Source organism: Franconibacter daqui, from assembly GCF_014644275.1.
Taxonomy (GTDB): domain Bacteria; phylum Pseudomonadota; class Gammaproteobacteria; order Enterobacterales; family Enterobacteriaceae; genus Franconibacter; species Franconibacter pulveris.
The window spans coordinates 542,291-568,983 of the sequence record NZ_BMKJ01000002.1 but is presented as its reverse complement, the minus strand read 5'-3'; the positions used below and the strand labels follow the sequence as shown (position 1 = coordinate 568,983).

Sequence of the window (26,693 nt, the reverse complement as noted above, 5' to 3'; positions counted from 1 at the left end):
TTTCCCCTACGCCACAAAGTAGCCGAAACATGGGCTCATTTGCAGACTATGCGCGATTAAGCCGCTTATCATTTCGTTATTAAGCACAGAAAGCTGGTCGGGATCTGTGGTTTCCACCGTTACCGAGAACGTCAGGGTTCCTTCCTCAAAACAGTCAATGCAGGCACCGCCAAGGCGCAAGCGGTGTTTATCCGCAATGTTCATCATAAGAAAAGCGATGCGCTTTAAATCCGCTACGCTGTCGCCTTGAGAAAGAAGGAACGCAGACAAGCGTACAGCTTGCTCGCGCTCCTGATGATGAGGCAGCGACAGGGTGTTTATAAGCGAAACCACATGATTAAGCGTATCGACGTCGCCCCAGTAAGCGCTGGCGATAGCCAGCTCTGTCAGGATGAAAGGGTCATTCCCTTCCGCGGCGTTTGTTAACAACGCATAGCTTTTACAATGCTCCCCCTGCGAGCGAAGCGCCTGCACACGGTTCAATAAAGAAACCGTCTCTTCAGGCGCGTCTTCATCGGGCGCGCCTGACATGCGGCGGTCTGCATAACCCCGCTTCGCCAGGCTTTTAAAACTCAACGGCTGATAAGGCGGGGCGAAGATTTCCGACTCGTTAACCCTGCACTGCTGCTCTGTTTCGCAGAACGGTTGATTCCCCTGAAACAGAGAAGGCGTCCGGTTTTCCATTACGGGATGACATTTTGGTTGTTCTGTTTGCATAGTTTGCCGCTTCCTGTAACAACGTTATCTGTCTGCGCAGCCGGGGCGCGCCGCACTCTTTAAAGTAACGAAAGTGTACTGCCGGAAGCGGGCGCCGGGCCCGAGCCAAATTCTGATTACTGATCAGCGTGATTCAGCACTGCGGGACGCCTCGCATCGTTTTTGTAAACGTTGCAGGTTAGCGGGTTGCAAACGGAAAAATTCGCCACTACAACATTTTCTTATCATGCTAATAACGAGCGCGTTACCAATCCGCTTGTCGGCACGCGCTGGCCTGCGCTAATGTTGCTGAACGACATAAACAATTCAGGAGGTGAATATGTTCCAGCCAGGCGATCTGGTGCAGCCGCGTCTCGGCGGCCCGAAGCTTAAAGTTCTGGAAGTGCACAGCGACCAGGTTGTCGCCGTGCGCGCCGATGACGAAAACGGCGAGAAATTTACGCTGAAAGCGGCGGATGTTGCGCTTTATAACGAAGAAGGCGACTTTGGCGTTTGCTAAGCCGTGGGCCCCCTCCGGCGAGGGGGTTAGTTTTTTTCAGCCAGCTCGCTTTTTTCTCCTGCGTTTTCCTGGGGGCACGCCAGCGCCATATAAGCGCCCCACTCCCGGTAAAACGTCACGATTTTTCTGCGTAATTCCGCCAGCGCCGCTTCGCTGTGAAGAGTAATGGCGCCGCGTTCTTCATCGCAGAAGTGCGTTTTAATATCGACAAACATCTGGCGTAAAGGCGGGGGAATTTGCTGAGCCGACGTCGCCGTTAGCCACACCAGCCAGAAGCGCAGCAGGCGCTGTTTCGGCTCCCCCTCACCACACAGCGCAATCAGCGCCTCTTCAAGCTCCGCCAGTCCCTGAGCGTAAACACTAAGCATAGTTTTATCCTGAGTACTTAACATGGCGCTCAGCATAGCGCCGCGCCGCGGGCAGTGGGGTTACTTTGGTTAAACTCTCTTTTGCAACGGGCTTATTAAATAACCAGCGTGAATAGGTCTGCGCACGAGTGAAGCGCAGAGCAATAGCCCGAGCAAAACCGCATAAATAGTCATAAAAATGAATAATTACCCACGCCATTTAACAGAACAAAATCCTGTAAAAAGCTGACTTGTAAAATTAAAAGACGACAGCGCGCCTGAATCGTTTCATTCAGCAGATTCCACTCTGTAAAGCGATACGCCAGGCATTCACTCAAAGATGAATAACCACAATCAAAAAATTTAAACTATTGTTTTTAAATAAATAATTCAGGTTAGCAACAAAAAATCACGATCGGAGGGCCAAAACGATTTGTTAAAAGCATTTTGTTAACCAAACGGCGTTAAATAAAAATAAACCGCTAATTGTCTGTTTATATGCAGTCATATAACCTGACATCATACGCAAACCCCTTTGCATAATACTAATCACCCGCCATTCTGCTGGGTTATCACGCTGCTTTCCCTGAGGAGTAATAAAGATGTTTTCGCCGCATTCTCGCCTGCGTCACGCCGTTGCCGACACGGTCGCCATGGTAGTGTATTGCTTCATTGTGGGGATGATGATTGAAATTTTTATCTCCGGGATGAGCTTCCAGCAATCGCTCTCTTCACGCTTAGTGTCCATTCCGGTGAATATCGTGATCGCTTTTCCGTACGGCATTTATCGTGACGTCATGATGCGACAGGCGCAGCGGCTGAGCCCGGCGCGAACGGTCAGAAGCCTGGCGGATATGCTGGCCTATGTGACATTCCAGTCGCCGGTTTACGCCGCCATTCTGTTGTTTGTGGGCGCGGACTGGCAGCAGATTGTCACCGCCGTCAGTTCCAATATGGTGGTGTCGATGCTGATGGGCGCAGCCTATGGCTATTTCCTGGAGTTTTGCCGTCGCCTGTTCCGGGTGAGCGCTGCGCCGGTTAGCGCGGAAGCGTGATGAAGAAAAGCAGCGCGACAGGGTAAAGCCTGTCGCGTTTTTTACTGGTCGCCAAAGAGACCGGAAAGATAGCGCTCCAGCGCCATGCGTGAACTAAACCCATGCGGAATACCGTAATGCTCCTGCGCTTCGCCGCCCAGGTACAGAGGAAACTGCTGATAGTGATCGCAGGTTTTCATTTCCGAAGCCGGTTCCGCAAGCGATGAGCTGCGCTCTTTAAGCGTCGGATGAATGATAAGCGCAGTGCGGCCCATACGCGCTTCGCGGTTCACATACACATAATTATCACCGCGGCGGTAACCATAGGTTTTGGGCGTCACCACATCCATTGTAAAGCCAGCTTTTTCCAGGACGCGCGCCACCTCGTCGGGTCGTAAATACATACCTTTTCCTCGTCATTTTCTTACTGCATCGCAACCTTACAATAAGCAGCATTAGCAGGGCTTTCGGAAAAGTCCATAAACGCCCGAACAAGGCGTGACGGGCTTCAAGCGGCAAAAATGTGGTCTACACTGTTAACTACATGACTGAAAAGGAGGATTCAAAATGGCTAACAAATTTACCCGTACCGATGCCCAAGAAGGCGTACAAGAAATTAACGACGATGTGAGCCGTCTGGCAGATTCCCTTGAGGAACTCCTGAAGTCCTGGGGCAGTGATGCCAAAGACGAAGCGGATAACGCTCGCCGTAAAGCTGAATCGCTGTTGCGCGAAACCCGCGCCCGCATGCAGGGCCGCAATCGCGTGTCGCAGGCCGCGTGCGATGCCGTAAGCTGCGCGGATACGTTCGTGCGTGAAAAACCCTGGTCAAGCGTAGGGATTGGCGCGGCTGTCGGCCTGTTCCTCGGCGCCCTGCTGGCGGGTTCGTCCTGCCGCCGTTAATCGCTTTCGCTCCCCGGCCCTGCCGGGGAGTTTTATTTTAAGGCCTCGCGCAACGCACGGGCCTGTTTCCTCGCCTGCTCGGGCGTTGCGATGTTTGTAAAGCTCATGATTAATCCTTTCTCGCCTGGGTGCGCGATACGCCAGTCGCTCAACGCCTGCACCGCCAGCCCGGCGGCGACCGCCTTGCCCGCCAGCTCGCTATCTTCACGCTCGACCGGCACCACAAGCTGAATGCCGCCCTGCTGCGGGGTGACGCTGAACCCCTGCTCCGCCAGCGCGCTTTCCAGCCACTGGCGTCGTTGCCCATAGCAGTGACGCATTTTCCTGAGATGCCGCCAGAAATGCCCTTCACGGATAAAATCGGCGATGGTCTGCTGGTAAAGCGGCGGCACCGTGCAGGGGAGCTGTTTTGCCGCCGCCTGAAACGCCGCCACGCACTGGGGCGGCACCACCAGCCAGGCGGTGCGAAGGGCAGGGAAAAGCGATTTGCTGAAAGAGCCTGCGTAAATAACGCGTTGCGGGGCGTCGAGGCTTTTCACCGGCGGCAGCGGCCTGCCCTGGTAGCGAAATTCGCTGTCATAGTCGTCTTCAATAATCCAGCGTGCGTTAAGCGCCGCCCAGTCGAGCAGTTCGCGGCGACGAGGGAGTGAAAGCGCCACCCCGAGCGGGCTCTGGTGCGCCGGAGTGATAAGCACGAAGCGGGCGTCCGGGTGTTGTCTTATCCCTTCACGAACATTCATGCCGTCGCCATCCACCGGCACCGGACAGAAGCGCAGCCCCGCCTGCGCCAGCACCGGACGAATAAACGGAAACCCCGGGTCTTCCAGCCAGATACCGTCGCCTGGCTGCGCCAGCGCGCGCATGGTAAGCGTCATCGCCATCCCGTACCCGGCGGTGATGAAGACTTGCTCCGGCTGGCAGTCGATGCTGCGTGAAAAACGCACATAATCGACGATGGCCTGACGCAGCGCGGTTTCCCCTTCGCTTTGCGGCGCGGCGAGATCGAAACGGGTTTGCAGCCGCAGCCTGCGCCCCATCAGCCGTGACCAGAGCGCACGGGGAAACGCGTCCAGCGCGGGCAGCCCCATCTGAAACGGCAGCGGCTCGCCATTGCCGGCCGGCGCGGCGCTGGCAGTAAAGCCAGGCTGCGCCGGAGAAAGCGTCTGGCTGACGAACGTGCCCGCCTGCCCGCGCCGCTCCAGCCACCCCTGCGCCACCAGCTCGCCATAGGCGTTTTCGATAGTAGCGCGGGCAACGCCCATCTCCAGCGCCATGGTCCTGCTGGAAGGCAGACGACTGCCGGGCGCCAGCTCGCCGCTGAGAATAGCCTGGGTGAGCTGACGGGCGATTTGCTGATAGCGCGGCAGCGCATGCCCGGATGAATCCTTCTCCTGCCTCATGGTCTGTTCACCTGAATAACTTTCGTGAATAGTTGCAGGCCATTACAGGAGACTGGCCTGCCCGAAAAAGCGATTTTAGCCCGTTTAACGCGCCGGACCATACCCGCTGTAGCCCCTTATTACAGGCTTTTTGCCCGCCAGCGCGGGTTGCCATCGCGTTGATCATTCCACTTTCTTCAATCGGAAAATCCCATATATTGCGTGGTTGAAAGTTATAGCAACTATATCTAGTATCTTCTTTAACAACGACCACTATCCTTCCACGCAGTAGCGCGGCAGGTTTCTATTCACAAGGGAAATACGAATCATGCGTATACTCATTTACACCCGCAATGACTGTGTACAGTGCCACGCGACCAAACGAGCCATGGAGAGCCGCGGTTTGCGCTTTGAGCTGATCAACATTGACGAACAGCCGCAGGCCGCTGATGAACTGCGCGCTCAGGGCTTTCGTCAGCTGCCGGTGGTGGTGACGGATGAAACCAGCTGGAGCGGCTTTCGCCCCGACATGATCAACCGTCTGCGCCCGGCGGGCGGTCTTGCGGCCAGCGCATGAGCACGCTGGTCTACTTCTCCAGCGCGTCGGAAAACACACACCGTTTTATCACGCGTCTGGGGTTGCCGGCGGTGCGTATCCCGCGCGATATGCACCGCCGGTTACAGGTAGACGAGCCTTACATCCTGGTGGTTCCCAGCTACGGGGGCGGCGGTACGGCAGGCGCCGTGCCGCGCCAGGTTATCCAGTTTCTTAACGATGAACATAACCGATCGCTGTTACGAGGCGTGATTGCCGCCGGCAACCGTAACTTCGGCGAGGGTTTCTGCCGCGCCGGGGATGTCATCGCCCATAAATGTCACGTGCCTTACCTTTACCGCTTTGAGCTGATGGGCACGCAGGCCGATATCGACAACGTGCGTAAGGGAGTAAGCGAATTTTGGCAACGACAGAAATCACCCGCGTAACGCAGAGCGCGCCGGACTATCATGCGCTGAACGCCATGCTGAATCTTTACGATAAAGCAGGCCGCATTCAGTTTGAGAAAGATAAAGACGCGGTGGCGGCGTTTATGGCGCAGCATGTAGCGCCGAACAGCGTCGCGTTCGCCAGCCCTCAGGCGCGTCTCGACTATCTGCTGGCGGAGGGCTATTACGACAAAACGGTGTTGCAGCGTTATAACCCGGCGTTTGTCGACGCGCTTTTTGCGCAGGCGCACGAGAGCGGCTTCCAGTTCCAGACCTTCCTCGGCGCATGGAAGTTTTACACCAGCTACACGCTGAAAACTTTCGACGGCAAACGCTACCTGGAGCATTTTGAAGACCGCGCCTGCATGGTGGCGCTCACGCTGGGCCAGGGCGACGAAACGCTCGCCAGCCGCCTGCTTCAGGAGATGTTAAGCGGTCGCTTCCAGCCTGCCACGCCCACCTTCCTCAACTGCGGCAAAATGCAGCGCGGCGAACTGGTCTCCTGCTTTCTGCTGCGTATTGAAGACAATATGGAGTCGATAGGCCGCGCGGTGAACGCCGCGCTGCAGCTCTCCAAACGCGGCGGCGGCGTGGCCTTATCGCTTTCCAACCTGCGGGAAGCGGGCGCGCCTATCAAGCGCATCGAGAACCAGTCTTCAGGCGTGATCCCGGTGATGAAAATGCTGGAAGACGCCTTTTCTTACGCCAACCAGCTCGGCGCGCGTCAGGGGGCGGGGGCGGTCTACCTTAACGCCCACCACCCGGACATCCTGCGCTTTCTGGATACCCGCCGCGAAAACGCCGATGAGAAAATCCGTATCAAAACGCTCTCGCTTGGCGTGGTCATCCCGGATGTCACGTTCCACCTCGCCAGGGCCAACGCGCAGATGGCGCTCTTCTCCCCCTATGACGTAGAGCGCCTCTACGGCAAAGCGTTTGGCGATATCGCCGTTACGGAGATGTATGACCAACTGGTGGCGGATGAGCGGGTGCGTAAAAGCTGGATCAACGCGCGCGATTTCTTCCAGACGCTGGCGGAAATTCAGTTCGAGTCGGGTTATCCGTACATCATGTTTGAAGACACCGTCAACCGCGCCAACCCGATTGCCGGGCGAATCAACATGAGCAACCTCTGCTCGGAGATTTTGCAGGTCAACAGCCCGTCGACGTACGACGAAAACCTCGACTATGCGCAGGTGGGTAAAGATATTTCCTGCAACCTCGGCTCCCTGAATATCGCCCACACCATGGATTCGCCCGACTTTGGCCGCACCGTGGAGGTGGCGGTGCGCGCACTGACGGCGGTGTCTGATATGAGCCACATCCGCAGCGTGCCGTCGATTGAAGCGGGCAACACGAAGTCGCACGCCATCGGGCTTGGGCAGATGAACCTGCACGGCTATCTGGCGCGGGAAGGCATCGCGTACGGCTCGCCGGAAGGGCTCGATTTCACCAATATCTATTTTTACACCATCACCTGGCACGCGCTGCACACCTCAATGATGCTGGCGCGCGAGCGCGGGCAGCGCTTCGAGGGTTTTGAGCAATCGCGCTACGCCAGCGGCGAGTACTTCGATAAGTATCTTGAGCAGACGTGGATGCCGAAAACCGCCAAAGTGCAGGCGCTGTTCGACCGCGCCGGCATCGCCATTCCGACACAGGAGATGTGGCGACGACTGCGCGACGAGGTGATGCAGTTTGGTCTTTACAACCAGAACCTGCAGGCGGTGCCGCCGACCGGCTCCATCTCTTACATCAACCATGCGACGTCGAGCATTCACCCGATTGTCTCGAAGATTGAAATTCGCAAAGAGGGCAAGACTGGACGCGTTTACTACCCGGCGCCCTTTATGACCAACGAAAACCTGGCGCTCTATCAGGACGCCTACGAGATTGGCCCGGAGAAAATTATCGACACCTACGCCGAGGCGACGCGCCACGTCGACCAGGGGCTGTCGCTGACGCTTTTCTTCCCGGATACCGCCACCACGCGCGATATCAACAGGGCGCAGATTTACGCCTGGAAAAAAGGCATCAAGACGCTCTACTACATTCGTTTGCGCCAGATGGCGCTGGAAGGAACCGAAATCGAAGGCTGCGTTTCGTGCGCCCTGTGAGGAATTAACATGACCCGTTTAAGCCGTATTTCCGCCATTAACTGGAACAAAATCCAGGATGAGAAAGATTTAGAGGTGTGGAACCGCCTGACCAGCAACTTCTGGCTGCCGGAGAAGGTGCCGCTCTCTAACGACATTCCGGCGTGGCAGACCTTAACGCCGCAGGAGCAGCAGTTAACTATCCGCGTCTTTACCGGCCTGACGCTGCTCGACACCATCCAGAACACCATCGGCGCGCCGGCGCTGATGGCGGATGCGCTCACGCCGCACGAGGAGGCCGTGCTCTCCAACGTCAGCTTTATGGAGGCGGTGCACGCCCGCTCCTACAGCTCTATCTTCTCCACGCTGTGCCAGACGAAGGATGTGGACGCCGCCTACGCCTGGAGTGAAGAGAACGCCCCGCTGCAGCGCAAGGCGCAGATTATCCTTGAGCACTACCGCAGCGAAGATCCGTTGAAAAAGAAAATCGCCAGCGTTTTTCTGGAGTCTTTTCTTTTCTATTCAGGCTTTTATCTGCCGATGCACTGGTCGAGCCGCGGGCGACTTACCAACACCGCCGATCTCATTCGCCTTATCATCCGCGACGAGGCGGTGCATGGCTATTACATCGGCTACAAATACCAGCAGGGGCTGTTGAAAGTGGACGCCGCGCGCCGCGACGCGCTGAAAAGCTTTGCGCTGGATATGCTGATGGATCTCTACGACAACGAGCTGGCCTATACGGAGGCGCTTTACGGCGAGGTGGGCTGGACGAACGAGGTTAACGCTTTCCTCTGCTACAACGCCAACAAAGCGCTGATGAATCTGGGTTACGACGCGCTCTTCCCGCCGGAAATGGCGGAGGTGAACCCGGCTATTCTCGCCGCGCTTTCGCCAAATGCCGATGAAAACCATGACTTTTTCTCTGGCTCCGGCTCTTCCTACGTCATCGGAAAAGCCGTGGAAACCACCGACGAAGACTGGGATTTTTAAGGCACTGCGGCACGGAAATAATCTCCCTGTTTTCCGTGCCGATTATTTCTTGCAACAGCCATTCCTCTCTGAATATCCCCTGGCCGTTTTGTATTAATATCGCCGCCATTTTTTTGGCGCGATATTGTGGTTTCCGTTGGCATTTCAAGACGATTGCCAAAAAATTATCCTGCCCGGCAGTTCTCCCTCAGCCCTTATATCATGGGGCGTTACGGCAAACCATAACAACAATAGGATGGGAAGCATCCCACATTAAGGGTTGTCTCAGAATCTGAGTATGCTAGGGTATGGCCCAGAAATTATTTCCATCAGGAATTGTTTAGCGCATAAAATAACGGGAACACTGATATTGCATGGCAATTAAATTAGAAATTAGAAACCTGTATAAAATATTTGGGGAACATCCTCATCGCGCCTTTAAATATATAGATAAAGGTTTGTCGAAAGCAGAAATTCTGGAAAAGACCGGGCTGTCTGTTGGCGTAAAAGACGCCACTCTGGCCATTGAAGAAGGCGAGATATTCGTGATCATGGGATTGTCCGGCTCCGGAAAATCCACCCTGGTTCGCCTTCTCAATCGCCTGATTGAACCCACCCGTGGACAGGTGCTGATTGATGGCGTCGATATCGCCAAAATTTCAGACGCCGAGCTTCGCGAGGTGCGCAAGAAAAAGATTGCGATGGTCTTCCAGTCATTTGCCCTGATGCCGCACATGACGGTGCTGGATAATACCGCCTTTGGCATGGAGCTTGCGGGTGTGGCGGCGAAAGCGCGCCAGGAAAAAGCGCTGGACGCGCTGCGCCAGGTCGGCCTTGAAAATTACGCGCACGCTTATCCGGATGAACTCTCCGGCGGCATGCGCCAGCGCGTCGGTCTCGCCCGCGCGCTCGCCATTAATCCCGATATCTTATTAATGGATGAAGCTTTCTCGGCGCTCGACCCATTAATTCGTAATGAAATGCAGGACGAATTAATTAAATTACAGGCGAAACATCAGCGCACCATTGTCTTTATTTCTCACGATCTTGATGAAGCCATGCGTATTGGCGACCGCATCGCCATTATGCAAAACGGCGAAGTGGTGCAGGTCGGCACGCCGGATGAAATTTTGAATAACCCGGCAAATGATTACGTGCGCACGTTCTTTCGCGGCGTGGATATTAGCCAGGTCTTCAGCGCCAAAGATATTGCCCGCCGCACCCCGGTGGGGCTGCTGCGCAAAACGCCAGGTTTCGGCCCGCGTTCGGCAATTAAATTATTGCAGGATGAGGACCGGGAATTTGGCTATGTGATTGAACGCGGCAATAAATTTGTCGGCACCGTGTCGATTGATTCCCTCAAAGCGGCGCTGGCGGCAGGCCAGGGGCTGGATAACGCCCTGCTCGACGCGCCTGCGGCGGTGAGCGCCGAAACGCCGCTTAGCGAACTGCTCTCGCCGGTCGGGATGGCGCCCTGCGCCGTGCCGGTGGTCGGCGAAGCGCAACAGTACATCGGCATTATCTCCAAGGGGATGCTGCTGCAGGCTTTAGATCGCGAGGGGGCAAACAATGGCTGATCAAAACAATCCGTGGGATACCGGCGCGACCAGCGCGGCGCAGAGCAGCACCGCCGCTAACAGCGCCGACGCGTGGGGTAGCCCGACGCCTGCGCCCGAAAGCGGCAGCGCCGACTGGCTGAACAGCGCGCCTGCGCCGCAGCCGGAGCATTTCAATATTCTCGATCCGTTCCACAAGACGCTGATCCCGCTCGACAGCTGGGTAACGCAGGGGATCGACTGGGTGGTGATGCACTTTCGCCCGCTGTTCCAGGGCATTCGCGTGCCGGTGGATTATATCCTGAGCGCTTTCCAGCAACTGCTGCTGGGTATGCCGGCGCCGGTGGCGATCATTATCTTCGCGCTGCTCGCCTGGCAGATTTCAAGCCTCGGCATGGGCGTGGCGACGCTTATCTCGCTCGTCCTCATCGGCGCGATTGGCGCCTGGTCGCAGGCGATGGTGACGCTGGCGCTGGTGCTGACCGCCCTGCTCTTCTGCGTGGTGATAGGCCTGCCGCTGGGCATCTGGCTCGCCCGCAGCCCGAAAGCGTCGAAAATTATTCGCCCGCTGCTGGATGCGATGCAGACCACCCCCGCGTTTGTTTATCTGGTGCCGATCGTCATGCTGTTCGGCATCGGCAACGTGCCGGGCGTGGTGGTGACGATTATCTTCGCCCTGCCGCCGGTGGTGCGCCTGACTATCCTTGGCATCAACCAGGTGCCGGAGGATTTGATCGAAGCGGCGCGATCGTTCGGCTCAAGCCCGCGCCAGATGCTGTTTAAGGTGCAGCTGCCGCTGGCGATGCCGACCATCATGGCGGGCATTAACCAGACGCTGATGCTGGCGCTCTCAATGGTGGTGATCGCCTCGATGATCGCCGTCGGCGGGCTTGGTCAGATGGTGCTGCGCGGCATCGGCCGTCTCGACATGGGCCTCGCCACCGTGGGCGGCGTGGGGATTGTTATCCTTGCGATTATCCTGGACCGTCTGACCCAGGCGGTCGGCCGCGACGCGCGCAGTAAAGGCAACCGCCGCTGGTACGCCACCGGGCCGCTGGGGCTGCTGACCCGCCCGTTCACCCGTTAATGCAGTTTGCCCGGCGACGCCGTTCGCCGGGTCCCTTTCCTGAAGGCAGTTCGTGCTGCCGCCATTCATACCGATAAAAGGAATAACGATGCGACATTCTGTTCTTTGCGCCACAGCTTTTGCCACACTCGTTAGCACCACCGCTTTCGCCGCCGACCTGCCGGGCAAAGGCATTACCGTACAGCCGATACAGAGCACTATCTCTGAAGAGTCGTTCCAGACGCTGATTGTGAGCCGCGCGCTGGAGAAGCTCGGCTACACCGTTAACAAGCCGAGCGAAGTGGATTACAACGTGGGTTACACCTCTATCGCCTCCGGGGACGCGACCTTTACCGCCGTGAACTGGCAGCCGCTGCATGACGATATGTACACGGCGGCAGGCGGCGACAAAAAGTTTTACCGCGAAGGGGTTTATGTCACCGGCGCGGCGCAGGGTTACCTTATTGATAAAAAAACCGCCGAACAGTATCACATCACCAACATCGCGCAGCTGAAAGACCCGAAGATTGCGAAGCTGTTTGACAGCAACGGCGACGGCAAAGCGGACATGATGGGTTGCACGCCGGGCTGGGGCTGCGAAGCGGTGATTAACCATCAGAATGAAGCGTTCGACCTGGCGAAAACCGTCACCGTGAACCACGGCAACTACGCAGCGATGATGGCCGACACCATCGCCCGCTTCAAAGAAGGCAAGCCGGTGCTTTATTACACCTGGACGCCGTACTGGGTGAGCGACGTGCTCAAGCCGGGCAAAGATGTGGTGTGGCTGCAGGTGCCGTTCTCCTCACTGCCGGGCGAGCAGAAAGATATCGACACCAAACTGCCGAACGGCGCGAACTATGGTTTCCCGGTGAACACCATGCACATCGTCGCCAATAAAGCCTGGGCACAGAAAAACCCGGCGGCCGCGAAGCTGTTCGCGGTGATGAAGCTGCCGATTACCGATATCAACGCCGAGAACGCGATGATGCATAGCGGCAAATCTTCAGAGGCGGATATCCAGGGTCACGTCGACGGCTGGATCAAAGCCCACCAGCAGCAGTTCGACAGCTGGATCAAAGAGGCGCTGGCCGCGCAGAAGTAATGGCTTACGCCTTTTGAAAAACACCCGCCTTTATGGCGGGTGTTTTGTTTCAGGGCGGCGATAAACATTCCTGCTGTCCATTGCTGATGGATAGCGCAACGCTTATCCCACTTATGCCGTTACGCGGTGCAAATGGCGCTGCGCCTGCGCCAAAAGGCACAATCCGACACGTAACAACTTCTCAACAATATGGCGCTATCGTGTTGTTTCGTTATGATATTACCCCATGGCAAGGGCGCATCGCCCACGCATTTACCCCAACAAAAAGACCAATGACTACAAAATCTCAAGGACTTAGCCCGGCGCTTATCGCGCTGATGTCTGTCGCCACCGGCCTGACCGTCGCCAGCAACTATTATGCGCAGCCGCTGCTGGATACCATCGCCCGCGCCTTTTCGCTTACCGCAGGCCAGGCCGGGTTTATCGTTACCGCGGCGCAATTGGGTTACGCCGCCGGGTTGCTGTTCCTCGTACCGCTCGGCGATATGTTCGAGCGCCGCAAGATGATTGTCTCGATGACGCTGCTCGCCGCCGCCGGGATGCTTATCACCGCCAGCAGCCAGTCGCTCTCGATGATGATCCTTGGCACCGCCCTGACCGGCCTCTTCTCGGTCGTGGCGCAGATTCTCGTGCCGCTTGCCGCCACTCTTGCCGCCCCGGAAAAACGCGGCAAAGTGGTGGGCACTATCATGAGCGGCCTGCTGCTCGGCATCCTGCTGGCGCGCACGGTGGCGGGGCTGCTTGCAAGCCTTGGCGGCTGGCGCACCGTTTACTGGGTGGCGACGGCGCTGATGGTTATTATGGCCCTCGCCCTCTGGCGCGGTCTGCCTGCCGTGAAGCAGAACACGCACCTTAATTACCCGCAGCTGCTGGCTTCCGTTTTCTCGCTGTTCACCCGCGACAAGCTGCTGCGCACCCGCGCCCTGCTCGGCTGTTTCACCTTTGCTAACTTCAGCATTCTCTGGACCTCGATGGCCTTTCTGCTCGCCGCGCCGCCGTTTAACTTCTCTGAAGGGACCATCGGCCTGTTTGGCCTTGCCGGCGCGGCGGGCGCGCTGGGCGCGCGTCCGGCAGGCGGGCTTGCCGATAAAGGCAAAGCGCACCTGACCACGACCATCGGTCTTATTCTGCTGCTGCTCTCGTGGGCGGCGGTGGCGCTCGGCCAGTTCAGCGTTATCGCGCTGATAGTCGGCATTCTGGTGCTGGACCTCACCGTGCAGGGCGTGCATATCACTAACCAGAGCGTTATCTACCGGCTCTACCCGGACGCCCGTAACCGCCTTACCGCCGGGTATATGACCAGCTATTTCATCGGCGGCGCGGCAGGCTCGCTGCTGTCGGCCTGGGCATGGCAGCACGGCGGGTGGAACGGCGTCTGCCTTGCGGGCGCGACGGTGGGCCTACTAAATCTGGTGGTATGGGGATTAGGCTATCACCGTCAGAGCGGGGATGACCTGCATTAATCGTCGCCTTAAGGCGCACCACGGGCAATTGAGGGTGTTAAGGGCGCTAACAGTCTGTTAAGGTTATGTAGACTTATTCATTCGAGTGATTTTAACGCCGGTGATTTATCAATAACTAATATGGAAAGCCCTGCACCCCTTAGCGTGACCCACACCGGCAGCGAAGCGACGCTGCGGGAAGGGGTCAGAGACAGCCTGCCGGTGGTTATCAGCTATCTCCCCGTTGCGTTCGCTTTTGGGCTGAACGCCACCCGCCTGGGGTTCTCACCACTCGAAAGCCTTTTCTTCTCCTGCATTATTTACGCAGGCGCCAGCCAGTTTGTGATTACCGCCATGCTGGCGGCGGGCAGCTCGCTGTGGGTCGCCGCGTTAACCGTCATGGCGATGGATGTGCGGCACGTGCTTTACGGCCCTTCGCTGCGCACCCGTATACATCACACGTTAAATAAAAAGAAAACGGCGGTCTGGGCCTTTGGCCTGACGGACGAAGTGTTTGCCGCCGCCACCGCCAAACTGGTGCGCGATAACCGCCGCTGGACAGAAAACTGGATGCTCGGCATCGCCTTTTGCTCGTGGTTCTCCTGGGTTCTCGGCACGCTTATTGGCGCTTATTCCGGCAACGGGCTGCTGGAGGGGTATCCCGCCGTTGAGGCGGCGCTCGGTTTTATGCTGCCTGCGCTGTTTATGAGCTTTTTGCTCGCCTCTTTTCAGCGCAAACAGAGCCTGAGCGTCGCGGCTTCGCTGGCAGGCGCGTTGTCTGGCGTTACCCTCTTTTCTATTCCCGCCGCGATTCTCGCGGGCATCGTCTGCGGTTGCCTCACGGCGCTGGTGGAACACCTTCGCAAGGAGGCCGACAATGCGCACTGACGTGCTGCTGCTCGGCCTGCTGGTCGGGTGCGTTAACTATCTTTTTCGCTATTTGCCATTGCGCCTGCGTGCCAGCGCGGCGTCCCCGGCAAAACGTGGAGCGACCCGCGTGTTGCTCGACACAATTGGTATCGCGTCTATCTGTGCGCTGCTGGTGGTCTCCAGCGTACCGGAAATCCTTCACGATACTCGCCGTTTGCTCCCGACGCTTGTTGGCTTTGCGGTTTTGGGAGTGAGTTACTACAAGACTCGCAGCATTATTTTTCCCACGCTGTTGAGTGCTCTGGGCTATGGAGTTGCCTGGAAGCTCCTGATGTTTTTATAGATTTTGCTGATGAATAACCGTGATTAATATGTTTGCTTTATTTGTCACAATAGTTATTATATCGGCTGTAATTAATGAGGTTATGCCCAAATGGATAGTTCGTTTACGCCCATTGAACAAATGCTGAAATTCCGCGCCAGCCGCTACGAGGATTTTCCTTATCAGGAAATTCTGCTCACCCGCCTGTGTATGCATATGCAGGGCAAGCTGCTGGAAAATCGCAATAAGATGCTAAAAGCTCAAGGGATTAACGAGACGTTGTTTATGGCGTTGATTACGCTTGAGTCGCAGGAAAACCACAGCATTCAGCCAAGCGAGCTGAGTTGCGCGCTGGGTTCCTCCCGCACCAACGCCACCCGCATCGCCGATGAACTGGAAAAGCGCGGCTGGATTGAACGCCGCGAAAGCGACAACGACCGCCGTTGTCTGCACCTGCACCTGACCGCCAAAGGCCAGGAGTTTTTAAGCCAGGTGCTGCCGCCGCAGCATAACTGCCTGCACCAGCTCTGGTCTTCGTTAAGCGCAAGCGAGAAAGAGCAGCTTGAGCAGATCACGCGTAAGCTGCTGACTCGTCTCGACCAGATGGATGAAGACGAAAGCGTGCTTGAAGCGGTGCGCTAATTTCCCATCAGCGCGTTTGGCATTATTTCAAAAAGACTGACACGACAGGCCAGCAGGATACTGCTGGCCTGTCTGGCTAAAACCGGTCGGCACAGCCGATAACAAAAGAAAATAAGAAGAACGTGGAGAGAAACATGAGCGCAAATGCGGAGAGCCAGACCCCGCAGCAACCAGTCAAAAAGAAAGGGAAACGCAAGGGCGCCCTGCTCTTACTGACTTTGCTCTTTGTTATTATTGCCGTGGCATATGGGATCTATTGGTTTTTAGTGCTGCGTCATTACGAGGAAACCGACGACGCTTACGTGGCGGGCAACCAGGTGCAGATTATGTCCCAGGTGACCGGCAGCGTGACCAAAGTCTGGGTGGAAGACACCGATTTTGTTAATAAAGGCGACGTGCTGGTCACTCTCGACCCGACCGACGCCCAACAGGCCTTTGAGCGCGCGCAGACGCAGCTTGCTTCAAGCGTGCGCCAGACCCGCCAGTTGATGATCAACAGCAAACAGTACCAGGCCAATATCGAGCTGCAAAAAACCCAGCTCGCCCAGGCGCAGAGCGACCTTAACCGTCGCGTGCCGCTCGGCAGCGCCAACCTGATTGGCCGTGAAGAGTTGCAGCATGCCCGCGACGCGGTAGCGAGCGCGCAGGCGCAGCTTGATGTGGCGGTGCAGCAATATAACGCCAACCAGGCGATGATCCTCGGCACGAAGCTTGAAGATCAGCCTGCGGTGCAGCAGGCGGCGACCGAAGTGCGCAACGCCTGGCTTGCGCTGCAGCGCACCAAAATCGTCAGCCCGATGAGCGGCTACGTCTCCCGCCGCGCCGTTCAGGTAGGCGCGCAGATTAGCTCCAGCACGCCGCTGATGGCGATTGTTCCCGCCACTAACCTGTGGGTGGATGCGAACTTCAAAGAGACGCAGCTTGCGCATATGCGCATCGGCCAGCCTGCTACCGTGGTGAGCGATGTCTACGGCGACGAAGTGACCTACAACGGCAAAGTCGTCGGCCTGGATATGGGCACCGGCAGCGCCTTCTCGCTGCTGCCTGCGCAGAACGCCACTGGCAACTGGATCAAAGTGGTACAGCGTCTGCCCGTACGCGTGGAAATCGACGCCAAACAGCTGGAGCAACATCCGCTGCGCATCGGCCTTTCCACGCTGGTGAAGGTGGACACCACCAACCGCGACGGCGCTGTCCTCGCCACCCAGAGCCGCAAGCAGCCCGCGTATGAAAGCAACGCGCGTGAAATCAGCCTTGAGCCGGTTAACAAACTGATCAACGACATTGTGCAGGCGAACGCGGGCTAATCCGCGGAGGTGGTATGCAACAACGTAAACCGCTTGAAGGGGCGAAACTGGTCATCATGACCATCGCCCTGTCGCTGGCGACTTTCATGCAGGTGCTGGATTCCACCATCGCCAACGTGGCTATCCCGACCATCGCCGGTAACCTTGGCTCTTCGCTGAGCCAGGGCACCTGGGTTATTACCTCGTTTGGGGTGGCGAACGCTATCTCTATCCCCATAACCGGCTGGCTTGCCAAACGGGTCGGCGAGGTAAAGCTCTTCGTCTGGTCAACCATCGCCTTCGCCATCGCCTCCTGGGCGTGCGGCGTCTCCAGCAGCCTGACCATGCTGATTTTCTTCCGCGTGATCCAGGGGATTGTCGCCGGGCCGTTGATCCCGCTTTCGCAGAGCCTGTTGCTGAGCAACTACCCGCCCGCCAAACGCTCCGTTGCGCTGGCGCTCTGGTCGATGACGGTTATCGTTGCGCCTATCTGCGGGCCGATTCTCGGCGGCTGGATCAGCGATAACTATCACTGGGGCTGGATCTTCTTCATCAACGTGCCGATTGGCGTCGCCGTGGTGTTAATGACGCTGCAAACCCTGCGCGATCGCGAGACGCCTACCGAGCAGCGACGCATCGACGCCGTGGGCCTGGCGCTGCTGGTCGCGGGCATTGGCTGTTTGCAGATGATGCTCGACCGCGGTAAAGAGCTCGACTGGTTTAACTCCACGGAAGTGGTGGTGCTGGCGGTCGTGGCGGTTGTGTCGATTTGCTTCCTGATTGTCTGGGAGCTCACCGACGAACACCCGATAGTCGACCTTTCGCTGTTTAAGTCGCGAAACTTTACCATCGGCGTGCTCTGCATCAGCCTCGCCTATATGCTCTACTTCGGCTCGATAGTGCTGTTGCCGCAGCTGTTACAGGAGGTCTATGGCTATACCGCCACCTGGGCGGGGCTCGCCTCGGCGCCGGTGGGGGTTATTCCGGTCATCCTCTCGCCGATTATCGGCCGTTTCGCCCATAAGCTCGACATGCGTAAGCTTGTGACCTTCAGCTTTATCATGTACGCGGTCTGCTTCTACTGGCGCGCTTACACGTTTGAGCCGGGCATGGATTTTGGCGCTTCGGCGTGGCCGCAGTTTATTCAGGGTTTTGCGGTGGCCTGCTTCTTTATGCCGCTCACCACCATCACCCTTTCCGGCCTGCCGCCGGAGCGGCTGGCGGCGGCGTCGAGCCTGTCGAACTTCGTGCGTACGCTGGCGGGCTCTATCGGCACCTCCATTACCACGACGCTCTGGACGAACCGCGAGTCGCTGCACCACGCGCAGTTTACCGAATCGGTCACGCCTTATAACCCGAACGCCCAGCAGATGTACGACCAGCTGCAGGGCATGGGCATGACGCAGCAGCAGGCTTCCGGGTATATCGCCCAGCAGATAACCAACCAGGGGTTGATTATCTCCGCTAACGAAATCTTCTGGGTCTCTGCCGGTATGTTTGTGGTGCTGCTGGGGCTTATCTGGTTCGCCCGTCCGCCGTTTGGCGCAGGCGGAGGGGGCGGCGGCGCTCACTAACGAAAAAACCCGCTTACGGCCTGGCCGGGCGGGTTTTTCTTTTAGCGCTTCTCTATTTGCGCTTTCAGTTCCTCAAGCGGCATCGGGCGGCTAATCAGGTAACCCTGCGTTTCGTCGCACTGGTACATCTTCAATTGCTCCAGTTGCTCTGGCGTCTCCACCCCTTCGGCGGTGATGCTGAGCGAAAACGCTTTGCCAAGCCCAATCATATTCTCAACGATATTATTCGCGTTCTCTGAATGCGGCATACCCGCCACGAAAGATTTATCGAGCTTGATGCCGTCAAACGGGAAGTTACGCAGATAGCTTAGCGACGAATAGCCGGTGCCGAAGTCGTCGATTAACAGCCGCACCCCCAGCGCCTTCAGGCCGTTCATGATCTCAAGGCTGCTCTGCGGGTTCCAGAGCGTAGCGTTTTCGGTGACTTCAAGCTCCAGACGCGCCGGGTCTAGCTTCGACGCCCGCAGCGCGTCGCGCACGCGGCCCACCAGCCCGCTGGTCTGAAACTCCACGGCGGAAATGTTGACTGAAACCGACATTCCCTGCAGTTCATGCTGCGCATCGCGACAGGCGGTGTTCAGCACCCAGTCGCTGAGCGAAATGATAATCCCGGTCTCTTCCGCCAGCGGAATAAACTGATCCGGCATCAACAAGCCGTGGAGGGGATGATGCCAGCGCAGCAGCGCTTCTACCGCCACCACGCGGCCCGCTTTCATGTCGTAACGCGGCTGATAAACCAGGCGGAACTGATCCTCTTTCAGCGCTTCGCGCAGGCTTTTTTCCATTTCGCGCCGCTGAACAATCTGCTCTTCCATATCGGCGCTGTAGAAAACCCAGCCGTTACGCCCGGCGCTTTTCGCTTTGTACAGGGCGATGTCGGAGTAGCGCAGCAAATCGGTAGCGTTTACCGCATCCTGCGGCGCCAGGGCGATACCCATGCTGGCGCCGATAAAAATCTCATGCTCCTGAATATAGAGCGGGCGGCGGATTTCGCGGATGATACGCTCGCACAGCTGGTCGAGATCCTGCTTCTGTTCGATATCCGGAATAATAAGGATAAACTCATCGCCGCCCTGACGCGCCACCAGGTCGAACTCCCGCAGGCAGGCGCGCAGCCTCTCAGAAACCTGATGCAGCACCTCGTCCCCTACCCCATGACCGAAGAGATCGTTAACCGGCTTAAATTTGTCGAGGTCGAGGCTAATCATCGCCAGCGGATGGTCGCGGGTCGGCATAGATTGCAGCTTCCCTTCCAGAAACTCCTTCATCCGCACCCGGTTCGGCAGGCCAGTCAGCTCGTCGTGTCGTGAGAGGTATTGCACCCTTGCCTGCGCTTCCACCTCCAGCGTGACGTCGGTGGCGGTGCCGCGATAGCTCAGCTCGCCTTCAGCCGTGGTGGTTGGTTTTGCCACCAGGTTGCAGTAGCGCTGATGGCCCTGCGCGGAAAAATAGCGGCAGTGCGTCAACCCACGGTGCGCGGTCTGGCCCGGTTGCAAGAGCCAGTCGGCAAGTTCAATCTGCTCGCATTCAATAAACTGCGTTATGGGGCGCCCCAGCCAGTCGTCAATACGGTGGCCGGTAATGACCGGGAAACGCTCGGAGATCCAGGTAAAACGCAGCTGGTCGTCAGTCTCCCAGATCCAGTCGGTGGTCGCTTCCACCACGTCGCGAAAGCGCCTTTCGCTCGCCGCCAGCGCCTGACGGCTCTGCTCCAGCAGAAAATGGTTTTCGTCGTTTAGCCGGGCTTTATTAAGCGCGTTACGCATCAACCAGGCGGCCAGCAGCGCGGTCAACAGCAAAATGGACAGCAGCAGCGGCAGCACGACCAGCAGCAGGTTGCGGCCAGGGTTTTCACTGCGCCACGCCAGAGCTATCGGCGCGTTATAAAATGTGAGCGGTAAAACGACCTGCCGGTAGTCTGCTTTACTGGATGAGCCCGTCTGCACATGCAGCTCGTGAATGCCGTACTCTTCGCCCAGTTCGCGTAACTCAGCCGGTCGCAGTTGGTCTATGAACACCAGCATGGAAGGCGGGCCGGGCAGCGGCTGCACATCCTCATCGCCGCCCGTGGTTATCCAGGCGGCAGCCACCAGCGCCGGTTGGCCGTTAACGGCAAGCGAGAGCGCGGCAGGTTCATCAGGATTCTTAGCAAGCGCCGTTCGTAAAGCCGCCTGCGGATGCGTGCCAGCCCACTGCTCAAGCGTAAGACGGACTCGCTTGCCGTTAACCACGGCGTAGCGCGTATCGCCGCCCGGGCCGAGGACAAAAATGGCTTCATAATGAAAGTCCTCGAAAAGCGAGGCGCCAAGGTTCTGCTTTTGCCAGGCCCAGTCGGTATCCAGCGTCTTATGCAGATGCGTATAAGATTCGCCCCACTCGGCATAATCCTGCGTGTGAACTTTCATGGTCGCCTCCTGATTTTGCAGCGCTTTTTGCAACAGGTTGCGGCTCTGATCGTCGGCACGGTTATTGATGTCGCAGGCAATATGCAGCAGCGCCAGAATAGCTATCAGAAAAAAAGTGCCTAACAGGGAAAGCATAAACATCAGCGAACGCTTTACCACCGAGGTGGTGCTGCCTGCGGAAGAGGTAAATAGTGGAGTATTCTCTTTTATTGCCAGCCATCTCATCATCGATTATCCGTATTTCCGGCGTAATGCATCTTATTATTATTGCTCCCCGCTTCACTTTTCGCCCGGCGAAAAAATTATGCGGCGGGAACAGAGAATAAGATGCTTTGACAGTACTTCAGGCTCGTCAGGCGGCGGCTGATAAGGCCGTGCGCCTGGCGGCCAGACAGAATAAGTGGCTTCTGTAAAAAGCGAAATAGAAATAGCGGGCTCTGAGGAAAAATAAAGCTAAGCCATTTTACCTCCGGTGAGAATAACGACTTAAGAATAACCTTGCTTGAAAAAATGTTAATTCCCGCTTCACAGGTTATGCCTGGTTTTTAGCCGTTCCGTTTTTAGATAATCACCTGATGGTTATTTTTTATAAATGATTATCAGTAACAAAACATTCTGCTGAAAATAAAAAAGGAGACGCGAAGGTCTCCTTTTTCACATTGCGGGCGCTGAACTAGATATGCAGTTCCTGCAGCTTTTCTTTTGGCAGCGCCAGCTCTTCGTTGCTGTTCACGCGAACATCACGCTCCAGAATGTGACGCGCAATGTCCTGCGCTTCCTGCAACGAGTGCATCTGATAAGTACCGCACTGATACACATTCAGCTCTGGGATCTGGTTCTGATCCTTCACTTTCAGCACGTCCTCCATCGCGGCTTTCCAGGAATCCGCTACGCGCTGCTCATCCGGCTCGCCGATAAGGCTCATATAGAAGCCGGTGCGGCAGCCCATCGGAGAGATATCGATAATCTCAACGCCGTTGCCGTTCAGGTGATCGCGCATGAAGCCTGCGAACAGGTGCTCCAGAGTATGGATGCCTTTCTCCGGCATGACTTCCTTGTTCGGCACGCAAAAACGCAGGTCAAAAACGGTAATGGTATCCCCGTGCGGCGTATGCATCGTTTTGGCTACGCGAACAGCAGGCGCTTCCATACGGGTATGGTCGACAGTGAAGCTATCCAATAACGGCATCTGGTCACCTCCGATAAGTGATTTTTTTTAAATTAAACTGAACTCTTGGTTCCGGGGCGAGTCTGAACATATGAAAGACGCGCATTTGTTATCATCATCCCTGTTCACAGAGATGAAAATTCGGCCACAGTGATGTGGCCTTTTTCTTTTTTAAGCCTGCTTCGCCAGCCATGCTTCAAACGGCTCGCGGTCATTTTCTTCAATTTCGCGCTGGCGCTGCCAGGAAGCGTCGTGCTCTTTCGCGAAATCGTCCTCTGAAAGCACTTCCAGCGGCTCTTCGCGCAGCATGGCGCGGTACTGTTCCGCCAGCGCAAGGCCGGTGCCGCCGATGCCATTATCAATCATAGAACGCAAAATACGCGCCGAATAGGTTAATTCCGGGTCGTCAAAGCAGGCGACAAGCTGGTCGCAGACCTGCTGGTATTCATGATTGCCGGCGATGTTATCGAGCGTGACGGCGACGCGTCGCAAATCCTTAAAGAGATCCTTGCCGACTTCGCTCAGCGGATGCTGTGCGGTTTCGCAGCCCATTCCGAGCGTCAGGCCTGGCTTACGCCCTTCCAGAATCACACGGTTCCAGTTTTTACGCGTACAGAGCAACTCGTCGCTGCTCATTTCCGGCGCATCGGCCAGCACGCACCAGACCATAAAGAGATCCAGGAAGCGCACCTGCTGCTCGTCCACGCCAATCGGCGAGAAAGGATTAATGTCGAGCGAACGCACTTCAATGTATTCGATACCGCCGCGCAGCAGCGCATCGGACGGCGATTCGCCTTCGCGGGTCACGCGTTTCGGACGGATTGGCGCATAAAGCTCGTTCTCAATCTGCAAAATATTGGTGTTGATTTGCAGATGCTTGCCATCCTTCACTAACCCCATACGCGCATACTCCTCGGAAGGGGTTTTGATCGCGCGCTTCAATCCTGCCACATAGGTCTGCAAATCGTTAAACGTAATTCCGAGATTGCTTTGCGACTTATTGGTATAGCCGAGATCGCTCAGGCGCAGTGAGGTAGCGTAAGGCAGATAGTACATGCCGCTTTCGGTCTTTTCGAACGGCAGCGTTGTAGGCTTGCCTTGCAAAAACGAAGGACAAATCGCAGGCGACGCGCCAAACAGATACGGGATCACCCAGCCAAAACGGTAATAGTTGCGAATAAGGCGGAAGTAGCCTGCGGAGATCGCTTCTTTGCCGCTTTGCGCATCCTGCACGCCACATTTCGCCTGCCAGAAGGCCATCGGCAGCGAGAAGTTATAATGCACGCCGGAGATGGTCTGCATCAGCGCGCCGTAGCGGTTTTTCAACCCTTCGCGATACAGCGTTTTAAAGCGCCCGATATTAGAGGTGCCGTACTGAGCGAGCTCAATGTTCTGCCCGTCTTTAACATAGCAAGGCATACTAAGCGGCCACATGCGCTCATCGCCCAACGCCCGCGCCGTGGCGCGATGAATGTCACGCATGACGGTTAGCATATGGTCGATATCGCCATCAACCGGCGTGATAAATTCAAGAAGGGCTTCGGCGAAGTCCGTCGTGATCCACTTATGGGTTAGCGCTGAGCCCAGGCTTTCCGGATGGCCGGTGGTCGCCAGCTGGCCTTCGGGTGTAACGCGCAGCGTCTCACGCTCCAGACCGCGGCGAATGCCTTGCAATGCCTGAGGATGTTTTTCCAGCCAGGCCAGCGCCTGTGATACGTCCGGGATCAATTTGACCTCCCGCCTGTCGAAATCATTTTTATTAAGCATAATTGTAATGGTTGACGATTAAAGGTCACTCAAGCAATTCAATTGTGCCACCACGTTATCCCTTGTAACGCCGCCACGGCCACCACCAGATAGCGTAGCGCCTTGCCAAGGCACAAAAAGAAGATAACCGGTCCCCATGAAAGACGCAGCCACCCTGCCAGCAGACAGAGAAGATCGCCTATCGCAGGTAACCAGCTTAGCAGCAGCGCCGCCGGGCCAAATCGTTGCAGCCAGGCGAGCGCTTTTCGCTGCCAGCGCGATGATTCGCGCTGCGGCAAAAGCCGCCCAAGAATAACGTTAGTCAGCCCTCCGAGGCTATTACCGATTGTTGCTATTAAAATTAACAGCCAGGGCTGACTCTTTTCGGCGAGCAGCAATGCCGCCAGTACCACTTCTGAACTGCCCGGCAGAAGCGTGGCGCTGAGAAAGCTACTCGCGAACAGGGAAGCGAGCGACAGTACGTCGCTCACAATAAGCGAACGTCCACCGCATCCATCCCGGCAAGGCGCGCGGCCTGGAGGCCGAAATCGGCGTCTTCAAACACCACGCATTTTTCCGGCGCCACGCCCATTAATTTCGCGCAGAGCAGAAAGGTATCGGGGGCGGGTTTATGGTTTTCAACATGATCGGCCGCGACAACGGCAGTGAAATACTTTCGCAGCCCCAGGTGATTAAGCAAGGCCTCCGCGATATCGCTTTCGCTGCCGGTGCCGACAGAAAGCGGACGGCGGCCATACCAGGCTTTCACCACGTCGACCAGCGGCAGCGGCTGCACGGTATCCAGCAACATGGAGCGCACCGCTGCTGTTTTTTCCTGCGCCAGCGCGTGAGGGTCAAGGTCGGCTTGATTAAGCTCAATGATAGTCTGAGCGATACGCCAGGTCGGCGAACCGTTAAGCATCACCAGCGCTTCTTCGTCGTAATGCATGCCGTAGCGTCCCAGCACGTCGCGCCAGGCTTTACGGTGAGTCGGTTCGGTATCGAGGATGGTGCCATCCATATCGAAAATCAGCCCGTCGTAACGATCGTACATCATGCCCTCATTCACTAAAGGTAAGGATGTTACTTTAACGTAAACAGGAAAGATTGTCGCTTTTTAGGAGGAGGCTTAAAGGCGTAGAAGCTGTCTGAGAAAGAGGACGCGAAAAGAGAAAAGGAATTTTATTAATAACATGAGGGAGTAGATGATTGCGGCAGGTCGCTTATTATATCAGCTGCTTTTACTGACGCTCTGGGGAAATGGTGCATCCAGGAGGATTATTCGGCTTTGCCTCACCCTTACGGGCCGCTGCTGAAGCAGCGTTATCCTCCCTGGCGCTCGCGGTTATCACCGCTTACCGGGTCATACTGTCGTTGCTGACAGCATGGAGAAGTATGGTGCATCCGGGAGGATTCGAACCTCCGACCGCTCGGTTCGTAGCCGAGTACTCTATCCAGCTGAGCTACGGATGCATCGGGATTTACTGCTTTGCTTCTGGCTTACGGCTATACCGCTTGCCATGCCACACTGCCTTTGCTGACAGCATGAAGAAGATGGTGCATCCGGGAGGATTATTCGGCTTCGTTTCACCCTTACAGGCCGCTGCTGAAGCAGCGTTTCCTCCCTGGCGCTCGCGGTTATCACCGCTTACCAGGCCACACTGTCTTTGCTGACAACATGGAGAAGTATGGTGCATCCGGGAGGATTCGAACCTCCGACCGCTCGGTTCGTAGCCGAGTACTCTATCCAGCTGAGCTACGGATGCATCGGGATTTACTGCTTTGCTTCTGGCTTACGGCTATACCGCTTGCCATGCCACACTGTCTTTGCTGACAGTATGAAGAAGATGGTGCTCCGGAAGGATTATTCGGCTTCGCCTCACCCTTACGGGCCGCTGCTGAAGCAGCGTTATCCTCCCTGGCGCTCGCGGTTATCACCGCTTACCAGGCCACACTGTCTTTGTTGACAACATGGAGAAGTATGGTGCATCCGGGAGGATTCGAACCTCCGACCGCTCGGTTCGTAGCCGAGTACTCTATCCAGCTGAGCTACGGATGCATCGGGATTTACTGCTTTGCTTCTGGCTTACGGCTATACCGCTTACCAGACCATACTGTCTTTGCTGACAGTATGAAGAAGATGGTGCATCCGGGAGGATTCGAACCTCCGACCGCTCGGTTCGTAGCCGAGTACTCTATCCAGCTGAGCTACGGATGCAAAATGGCGGTGAGGGGGGGATTCGAACCCCCGATGCAGCTTTTGACCGCATACTCCCTTAGCAGGGGAGCGCCTTCAGCCTCTCGGCCACCTCACCACACGCCTCTTACGAGTGCTTCGAAGAACTTGTTTCTGCTCATCGTCGCTGCGTGGCGCACATATTACTTTCTGAGACTTATAAGTCAAACAATTTTTCCCACCCCTTAATCGTTTGCACATTTCACAAACAATCCGCCTGCTTTGCCAACAAAACGAGTGTTTTATCAACATAGAAAAGCGTACCGGGAAGGATCTGGGCAAGAAAAAGGAAATAGCGAAGAGACGGCAGAAGGGAAAATTAAGGCAAGAAAAAGGGGGCGCCT

General features: G+C 56.6%; 26 protein-coding genes and 5 tRNA genes. 16 read left to right on the top strand and 15 right to left on the bottom strand.

The annotated features are described in order from the left end of the window. Positions 1-6: 6 nt before the first annotated feature. The gene (locus IEX01_RS11985; RefSeq protein ID WP_188723900.1) at positions 7-717 is read right to left on the bottom strand and encodes a hypothetical protein; all 711 of its coding nucleotides are present in this window, start codon (positions 715-717) and stop codon (positions 7-9) included. 319 nt (positions 718-1,036) lie between these two features. On the opposite strand from IEX01_RS11985, the gene IEX01_RS11980 reads away from it, so the two are divergent. Beyond that, a complete protein-coding gene (locus tag IEX01_RS11980) occupies positions 1,037-1,216 on the top strand; it encodes a GDFGVC terminal motif YodC-like protein (protein ID WP_024558434.1) in 180 nt (59 codons plus the stop codon). 26 nt (positions 1,217-1,242) lie between these two features. Here IEX01_RS11980 and IEX01_RS11975 read toward each other — a convergent pair whose 3' ends face one another. Both IEX01_RS11975 and IEX01_RS11970 read right to left on the bottom strand, forming a co-directional pair. Further along, a complete protein-coding gene (locus IEX01_RS11975) occupies positions 1,243-1,584 on the bottom strand; it encodes a hypothetical protein (protein ID WP_024558435.1) in 342 nt (113 codons plus the stop codon). 4 nt (positions 1,585-1,588) lie between these two features. Beyond that, positions 1,589-1,783 carry a hypothetical protein gene (locus IEX01_RS11970; protein ID WP_188723899.1) on the bottom strand — a complete coding sequence of 65 codons (195 nt, stop codon included), beginning with the start codon at positions 1,781-1,783 and terminating at the stop codon, positions 1,589-1,591. Between the two features lie 382 nt (positions 1,784-2,165). On the opposite strand from IEX01_RS11970, the gene IEX01_RS11965 reads away from it, so the two are divergent. Further along, complete coding sequence (locus tag IEX01_RS11965) at positions 2,166-2,618, top strand: L-alanine exporter AlaE (protein WP_024558436.1); 453 nt, start codon at positions 2,166-2,168, stop codon at positions 2,616-2,618. A 41-nt stretch (positions 2,619-2,659) separates the two neighbouring features. Here IEX01_RS11965 and IEX01_RS11960 read toward each other — a convergent pair whose 3' ends face one another. Continuing rightward, entirely contained in the window at positions 2,660-3,001 is a 342-nt protein-coding gene (locus IEX01_RS11960) for a DUF2002 family protein (protein ID WP_024558437.1), read from the bottom strand. 163 nt (positions 3,002-3,164) lie between these two features. Between IEX01_RS11960 and IEX01_RS11955 the strand changes: the two genes are divergently transcribed. After that, on the top strand, positions 3,165-3,500 hold the full coding sequence (locus IEX01_RS11955) for a DUF883 family protein (RefSeq protein WP_024558438.1): 336 nt from the start codon (positions 3,165-3,167) through the stop codon (positions 3,498-3,500). Positions 3,501-3,532: 32 nt separating this feature from the next. Here the strand turns inward: IEX01_RS11955 and pdxR are convergent, their stop codons facing one another. Beyond that, positions 3,533-4,900, bottom strand: a complete 1,368-nt coding sequence (gene pdxR / locus IEX01_RS11950; RefSeq protein WP_034882224.1) for a MocR-like pyridoxine biosynthesis transcription factor PdxR — start codon at positions 4,898-4,900, stop codon at positions 3,533-3,535. A 307-nt stretch (positions 4,901-5,207) separates the two neighbouring features. On the opposite strand from pdxR, the gene nrdH reads away from it, so the two are divergent. From nrdH to emrB, 13 genes are all read left to right on the top strand, one after another. Beyond that, on the top strand, positions 5,208-5,456 hold the full coding sequence (gene nrdH, locus IEX01_RS11945) for a glutaredoxin-like protein NrdH (protein WP_024558440.1): 249 nt from the start codon (positions 5,208-5,210) through the stop codon (positions 5,454-5,456). After that, positions 5,453-5,863, top strand: a complete 411-nt coding sequence (nrdI, locus tag IEX01_RS11940; RefSeq protein ID WP_188723898.1) for a class Ib ribonucleoside-diphosphate reductase assembly flavoprotein NrdI — start codon at positions 5,453-5,455, stop codon at positions 5,861-5,863. Before nrdH ends, nrdI begins: the two co-directional genes overlap by 4 nt. Further along, complete coding sequence (gene nrdE / locus IEX01_RS11935) at positions 5,836-7,980, top strand: class 1b ribonucleoside-diphosphate reductase subunit alpha (protein WP_188723897.1); 2,145 nt, start codon at positions 5,836-5,838, stop codon at positions 7,978-7,980. The genes nrdI and nrdE overlap by 28 nt, the downstream gene beginning before the upstream one ends. Before the next feature lie 9 nt (positions 7,981-7,989). Next, positions 7,990-8,952 (top strand): class 1b ribonucleoside-diphosphate reductase subunit beta, encoded by a 963-nt coding sequence (gene nrdF / locus IEX01_RS11930; RefSeq protein WP_188723896.1) that lies wholly within the window; start codon positions 7,990-7,992, stop codon positions 8,950-8,952. 353 nt (positions 8,953-9,305) lie between these two features. Further along, positions 9,306-10,508, top strand: coding sequence for a glycine betaine/L-proline ABC transporter ATP-binding protein ProV (proV, locus tag IEX01_RS11925; protein ID WP_024561422.1), 1,203 nt, complete (start codon positions 9,306-9,308; stop codon positions 10,506-10,508). Next, entirely contained in the window at positions 10,501-11,574 is a 1,074-nt protein-coding gene (gene proW, locus IEX01_RS11920; RefSeq protein WP_188723895.1) for a glycine betaine/L-proline ABC transporter permease ProW, read from the top strand. Before proV ends, proW begins: the two co-directional genes overlap by 8 nt. Before the next feature lie 88 nt (positions 11,575-11,662). Further along, positions 11,663-12,658: a glycine betaine/L-proline ABC transporter substrate-binding protein ProX gene (gene proX / locus IEX01_RS11915; RefSeq protein WP_024558446.1), complete on the top strand. Its 996-nt coding sequence runs from the start codon at positions 11,663-11,665 to the stop codon at positions 12,656-12,658. Between the two features lie 272 nt (positions 12,659-12,930). After that, the gene (locus tag IEX01_RS11910; RefSeq protein WP_028019997.1) at positions 12,931-14,121 is read left to right on the top strand and encodes an MFS transporter; all 1,191 of its coding nucleotides are present in this window, start codon (positions 12,931-12,933) and stop codon (positions 14,119-14,121) included. A gap of 120 nt (positions 14,122-14,241) precedes the next feature. Beyond that, positions 14,242-14,988, top strand: coding sequence for an AzlC family ABC transporter permease (locus IEX01_RS11905; protein ID WP_188723894.1), 747 nt, complete (start codon positions 14,242-14,244; stop codon positions 14,986-14,988). Continuing rightward, positions 14,978-15,313: an L-valine transporter subunit YgaH gene (gene ygaH, locus IEX01_RS11900; RefSeq protein ID WP_188723893.1), complete on the top strand. Its 336-nt coding sequence runs from the start codon at positions 14,978-14,980 to the stop codon at positions 15,311-15,313. The genes IEX01_RS11905 and ygaH overlap by 11 nt, the downstream gene beginning before the upstream one ends. Positions 15,314-15,403: 90 nt before the next feature. Continuing rightward, complete coding sequence (mprA, locus tag IEX01_RS11895; protein WP_024558918.1) at positions 15,404-15,934, top strand: transcriptional repressor MprA; 531 nt, start codon at positions 15,404-15,406, stop codon at positions 15,932-15,934. A gap of 134 nt (positions 15,935-16,068) precedes the next feature. Then, complete coding sequence (emrA, locus tag IEX01_RS11890; protein ID WP_024558919.1) at positions 16,069-17,241, top strand: multidrug efflux MFS transporter periplasmic adaptor subunit EmrA; 1,173 nt, start codon at positions 16,069-16,071, stop codon at positions 17,239-17,241. 14 nt (positions 17,242-17,255) lie between these two features. Then, positions 17,256-18,794, top strand: a complete 1,539-nt coding sequence (gene emrB, locus IEX01_RS11885) for a multidrug efflux MFS transporter permease subunit EmrB (RefSeq protein WP_024558920.1) — start codon at positions 17,256-17,258, stop codon at positions 18,792-18,794. 41 nt (positions 18,795-18,835) lie between these two features. On the opposite strand, the gene IEX01_RS11880 is transcribed toward emrB, so the two are convergent. The 10 genes from IEX01_RS11880 to IEX01_RS11835 form a co-directional block, all read right to left on the bottom strand. Continuing rightward, positions 18,836-21,427, bottom strand: a complete 2,592-nt coding sequence (locus IEX01_RS11880; RefSeq protein ID WP_308423946.1) for a bifunctional diguanylate cyclase/phosphodiesterase — start codon at positions 21,425-21,427, stop codon at positions 18,836-18,838. A gap of 445 nt (positions 21,428-21,872) precedes the next feature. Beyond that, on the bottom strand, positions 21,873-22,388 hold the full coding sequence (gene luxS, locus IEX01_RS11875) for an S-ribosylhomocysteine lyase (protein WP_024558922.1): 516 nt from the start codon (positions 22,386-22,388) through the stop codon (positions 21,873-21,875). Between the two features lie 150 nt (positions 22,389-22,538). Further along, positions 22,539-24,095, bottom strand: a complete 1,557-nt coding sequence (gshA, locus tag IEX01_RS11870) for a glutamate--cysteine ligase (protein ID WP_024558923.1) — start codon at positions 24,093-24,095, stop codon at positions 22,539-22,541. Positions 24,096-24,172: 77 nt separating this feature from the next. Continuing rightward, positions 24,173-24,604, bottom strand: a complete 432-nt coding sequence (locus IEX01_RS11865; RefSeq protein ID WP_024558924.1) for a YqaA family protein — start codon at positions 24,602-24,604, stop codon at positions 24,173-24,175. Further along, entirely contained in the window at positions 24,601-25,167 is a 567-nt protein-coding gene (gene yqaB / locus IEX01_RS11860) for a fructose-1-phosphate/6-phosphogluconate phosphatase (protein WP_024560119.1), read from the bottom strand. Before yqaB ends, IEX01_RS11865 begins: the two co-directional genes overlap by 4 nt. Positions 25,168-25,509: 342 nt before the next feature. Then, positions 25,510-25,586: transfer RNA gene (locus tag IEX01_RS11855), tRNA-Arg, on the bottom strand. A 216-nt stretch (positions 25,587-25,802) separates the two neighbouring features. Next, a tRNA-Arg gene (locus IEX01_RS11850) sits at positions 25,803-25,879 on the bottom strand. A 216-nt stretch (positions 25,880-26,095) separates the two neighbouring features. Further along, positions 26,096-26,172 (bottom strand) — tRNA-Arg (locus IEX01_RS11845). Positions 26,173-26,254: 82 nt separating this feature from the next. Further along, positions 26,255-26,331 (bottom strand) — tRNA-Arg (locus IEX01_RS11840). A gap of 4 nt (positions 26,332-26,335) precedes the next feature. Next, positions 26,336-26,428: transfer RNA gene (locus IEX01_RS11835), tRNA-Ser, on the bottom strand. Between the last annotated feature and the right edge of the window lie 265 nt (positions 26,429-26,693).

What these genes read in the sequence shown, in the direction of transcription:
- IEX01_RS11985 (WP_188723900.1), bottom strand. Translation starts at nt 717, where the DNA reads ATGCAAACAGAACAACCAAAATGTCATCCCGTAATGGAAAACCGGACG.
- IEX01_RS11980 (WP_024558434.1), top strand. Translation starts at nt 1,037, where the DNA reads ATGTTCCAGCCAGGCGATCTGGTGCAGCCGCGTCTCGGCGGCCCGAAG.
- IEX01_RS11975 (WP_024558435.1), bottom strand. Translation starts at nt 1,584, where the DNA reads ATGCTTAGTGTTTACGCTCAGGGACTGGCGGAGCTTGAAGAGGCGCTG.
- IEX01_RS11970 (WP_188723899.1), bottom strand. Translation starts at nt 1,783, where the DNA reads ATGGCGTGGGTAATTATTCATTTTTATGACTATTTATGCGGTTTTGCT.
- IEX01_RS11965 (WP_024558436.1), top strand. Translation starts at nt 2,166, where the DNA reads ATGTTTTCGCCGCATTCTCGCCTGCGTCACGCCGTTGCCGACACGGTC.
- IEX01_RS11960 (WP_024558437.1), bottom strand. Translation starts at nt 3,001, where the DNA reads ATGTATTTACGACCCGACGAGGTGGCGCGCGTCCTGGAAAAAGCTGGC.
- IEX01_RS11955 (WP_024558438.1), top strand. Translation starts at nt 3,165, where the DNA reads ATGGCTAACAAATTTACCCGTACCGATGCCCAAGAAGGCGTACAAGAA.
- pdxR (WP_034882224.1), bottom strand. Translation starts at nt 4,900, where the DNA reads ATGAGGCAGGAGAAGGATTCATCCGGGCATGCGCTGCCGCGCTATCAG.
- nrdH (WP_024558440.1), top strand. Translation starts at nt 5,208, where the DNA reads ATGCGTATACTCATTTACACCCGCAATGACTGTGTACAGTGCCACGCG.
- nrdI (WP_188723898.1), top strand. Translation starts at nt 5,453, where the DNA reads ATGAGCACGCTGGTCTACTTCTCCAGCGCGTCGGAAAACACACACCGT.
- nrdF (WP_188723896.1), top strand. Translation starts at nt 7,990, where the DNA reads ATGACCCGTTTAAGCCGTATTTCCGCCATTAACTGGAACAAAATCCAG.
- proV (WP_024561422.1), top strand. Translation starts at nt 9,306, where the DNA reads ATGGCAATTAAATTAGAAATTAGAAACCTGTATAAAATATTTGGGGAA.
- proW (WP_188723895.1), top strand. Translation starts at nt 10,501, where the DNA reads ATGGCTGATCAAAACAATCCGTGGGATACCGGCGCGACCAGCGCGGCG.
- proX (WP_024558446.1), top strand. Translation starts at nt 11,663, where the DNA reads ATGCGACATTCTGTTCTTTGCGCCACAGCTTTTGCCACACTCGTTAGC.
- IEX01_RS11910 (WP_028019997.1), top strand. Translation starts at nt 12,931, where the DNA reads ATGACTACAAAATCTCAAGGACTTAGCCCGGCGCTTATCGCGCTGATG.
- IEX01_RS11905 (WP_188723894.1), top strand. Translation starts at nt 14,242, where the DNA reads ATGGAAAGCCCTGCACCCCTTAGCGTGACCCACACCGGCAGCGAAGCG.
- ygaH (WP_188723893.1), top strand. Translation starts at nt 14,978, where the DNA reads ATGCGCACTGACGTGCTGCTGCTCGGCCTGCTGGTCGGGTGCGTTAAC.
- mprA (WP_024558918.1), top strand. Translation starts at nt 15,404, where the DNA reads ATGGATAGTTCGTTTACGCCCATTGAACAAATGCTGAAATTCCGCGCC.
- emrA (WP_024558919.1), top strand. Translation starts at nt 16,069, where the DNA reads ATGAGCGCAAATGCGGAGAGCCAGACCCCGCAGCAACCAGTCAAAAAG.
- emrB (WP_024558920.1), top strand. Translation starts at nt 17,256, where the DNA reads ATGCAACAACGTAAACCGCTTGAAGGGGCGAAACTGGTCATCATGACC.
- IEX01_RS11880 (WP_308423946.1), bottom strand. Translation starts at nt 21,427, where the DNA reads ATGATGAGATGGCTGGCAATAAAAGAGAATACTCCACTATTTACCTCT.
- luxS (WP_024558922.1), bottom strand. Translation starts at nt 22,388, where the DNA reads ATGCCGTTATTGGATAGCTTCACTGTCGACCATACCCGTATGGAAGCG.
- yqaB (WP_024560119.1), bottom strand. Translation starts at nt 25,167, where the DNA reads ATGTACGATCGTTACGACGGGCTGATTTTCGATATGGATGGCACCATC.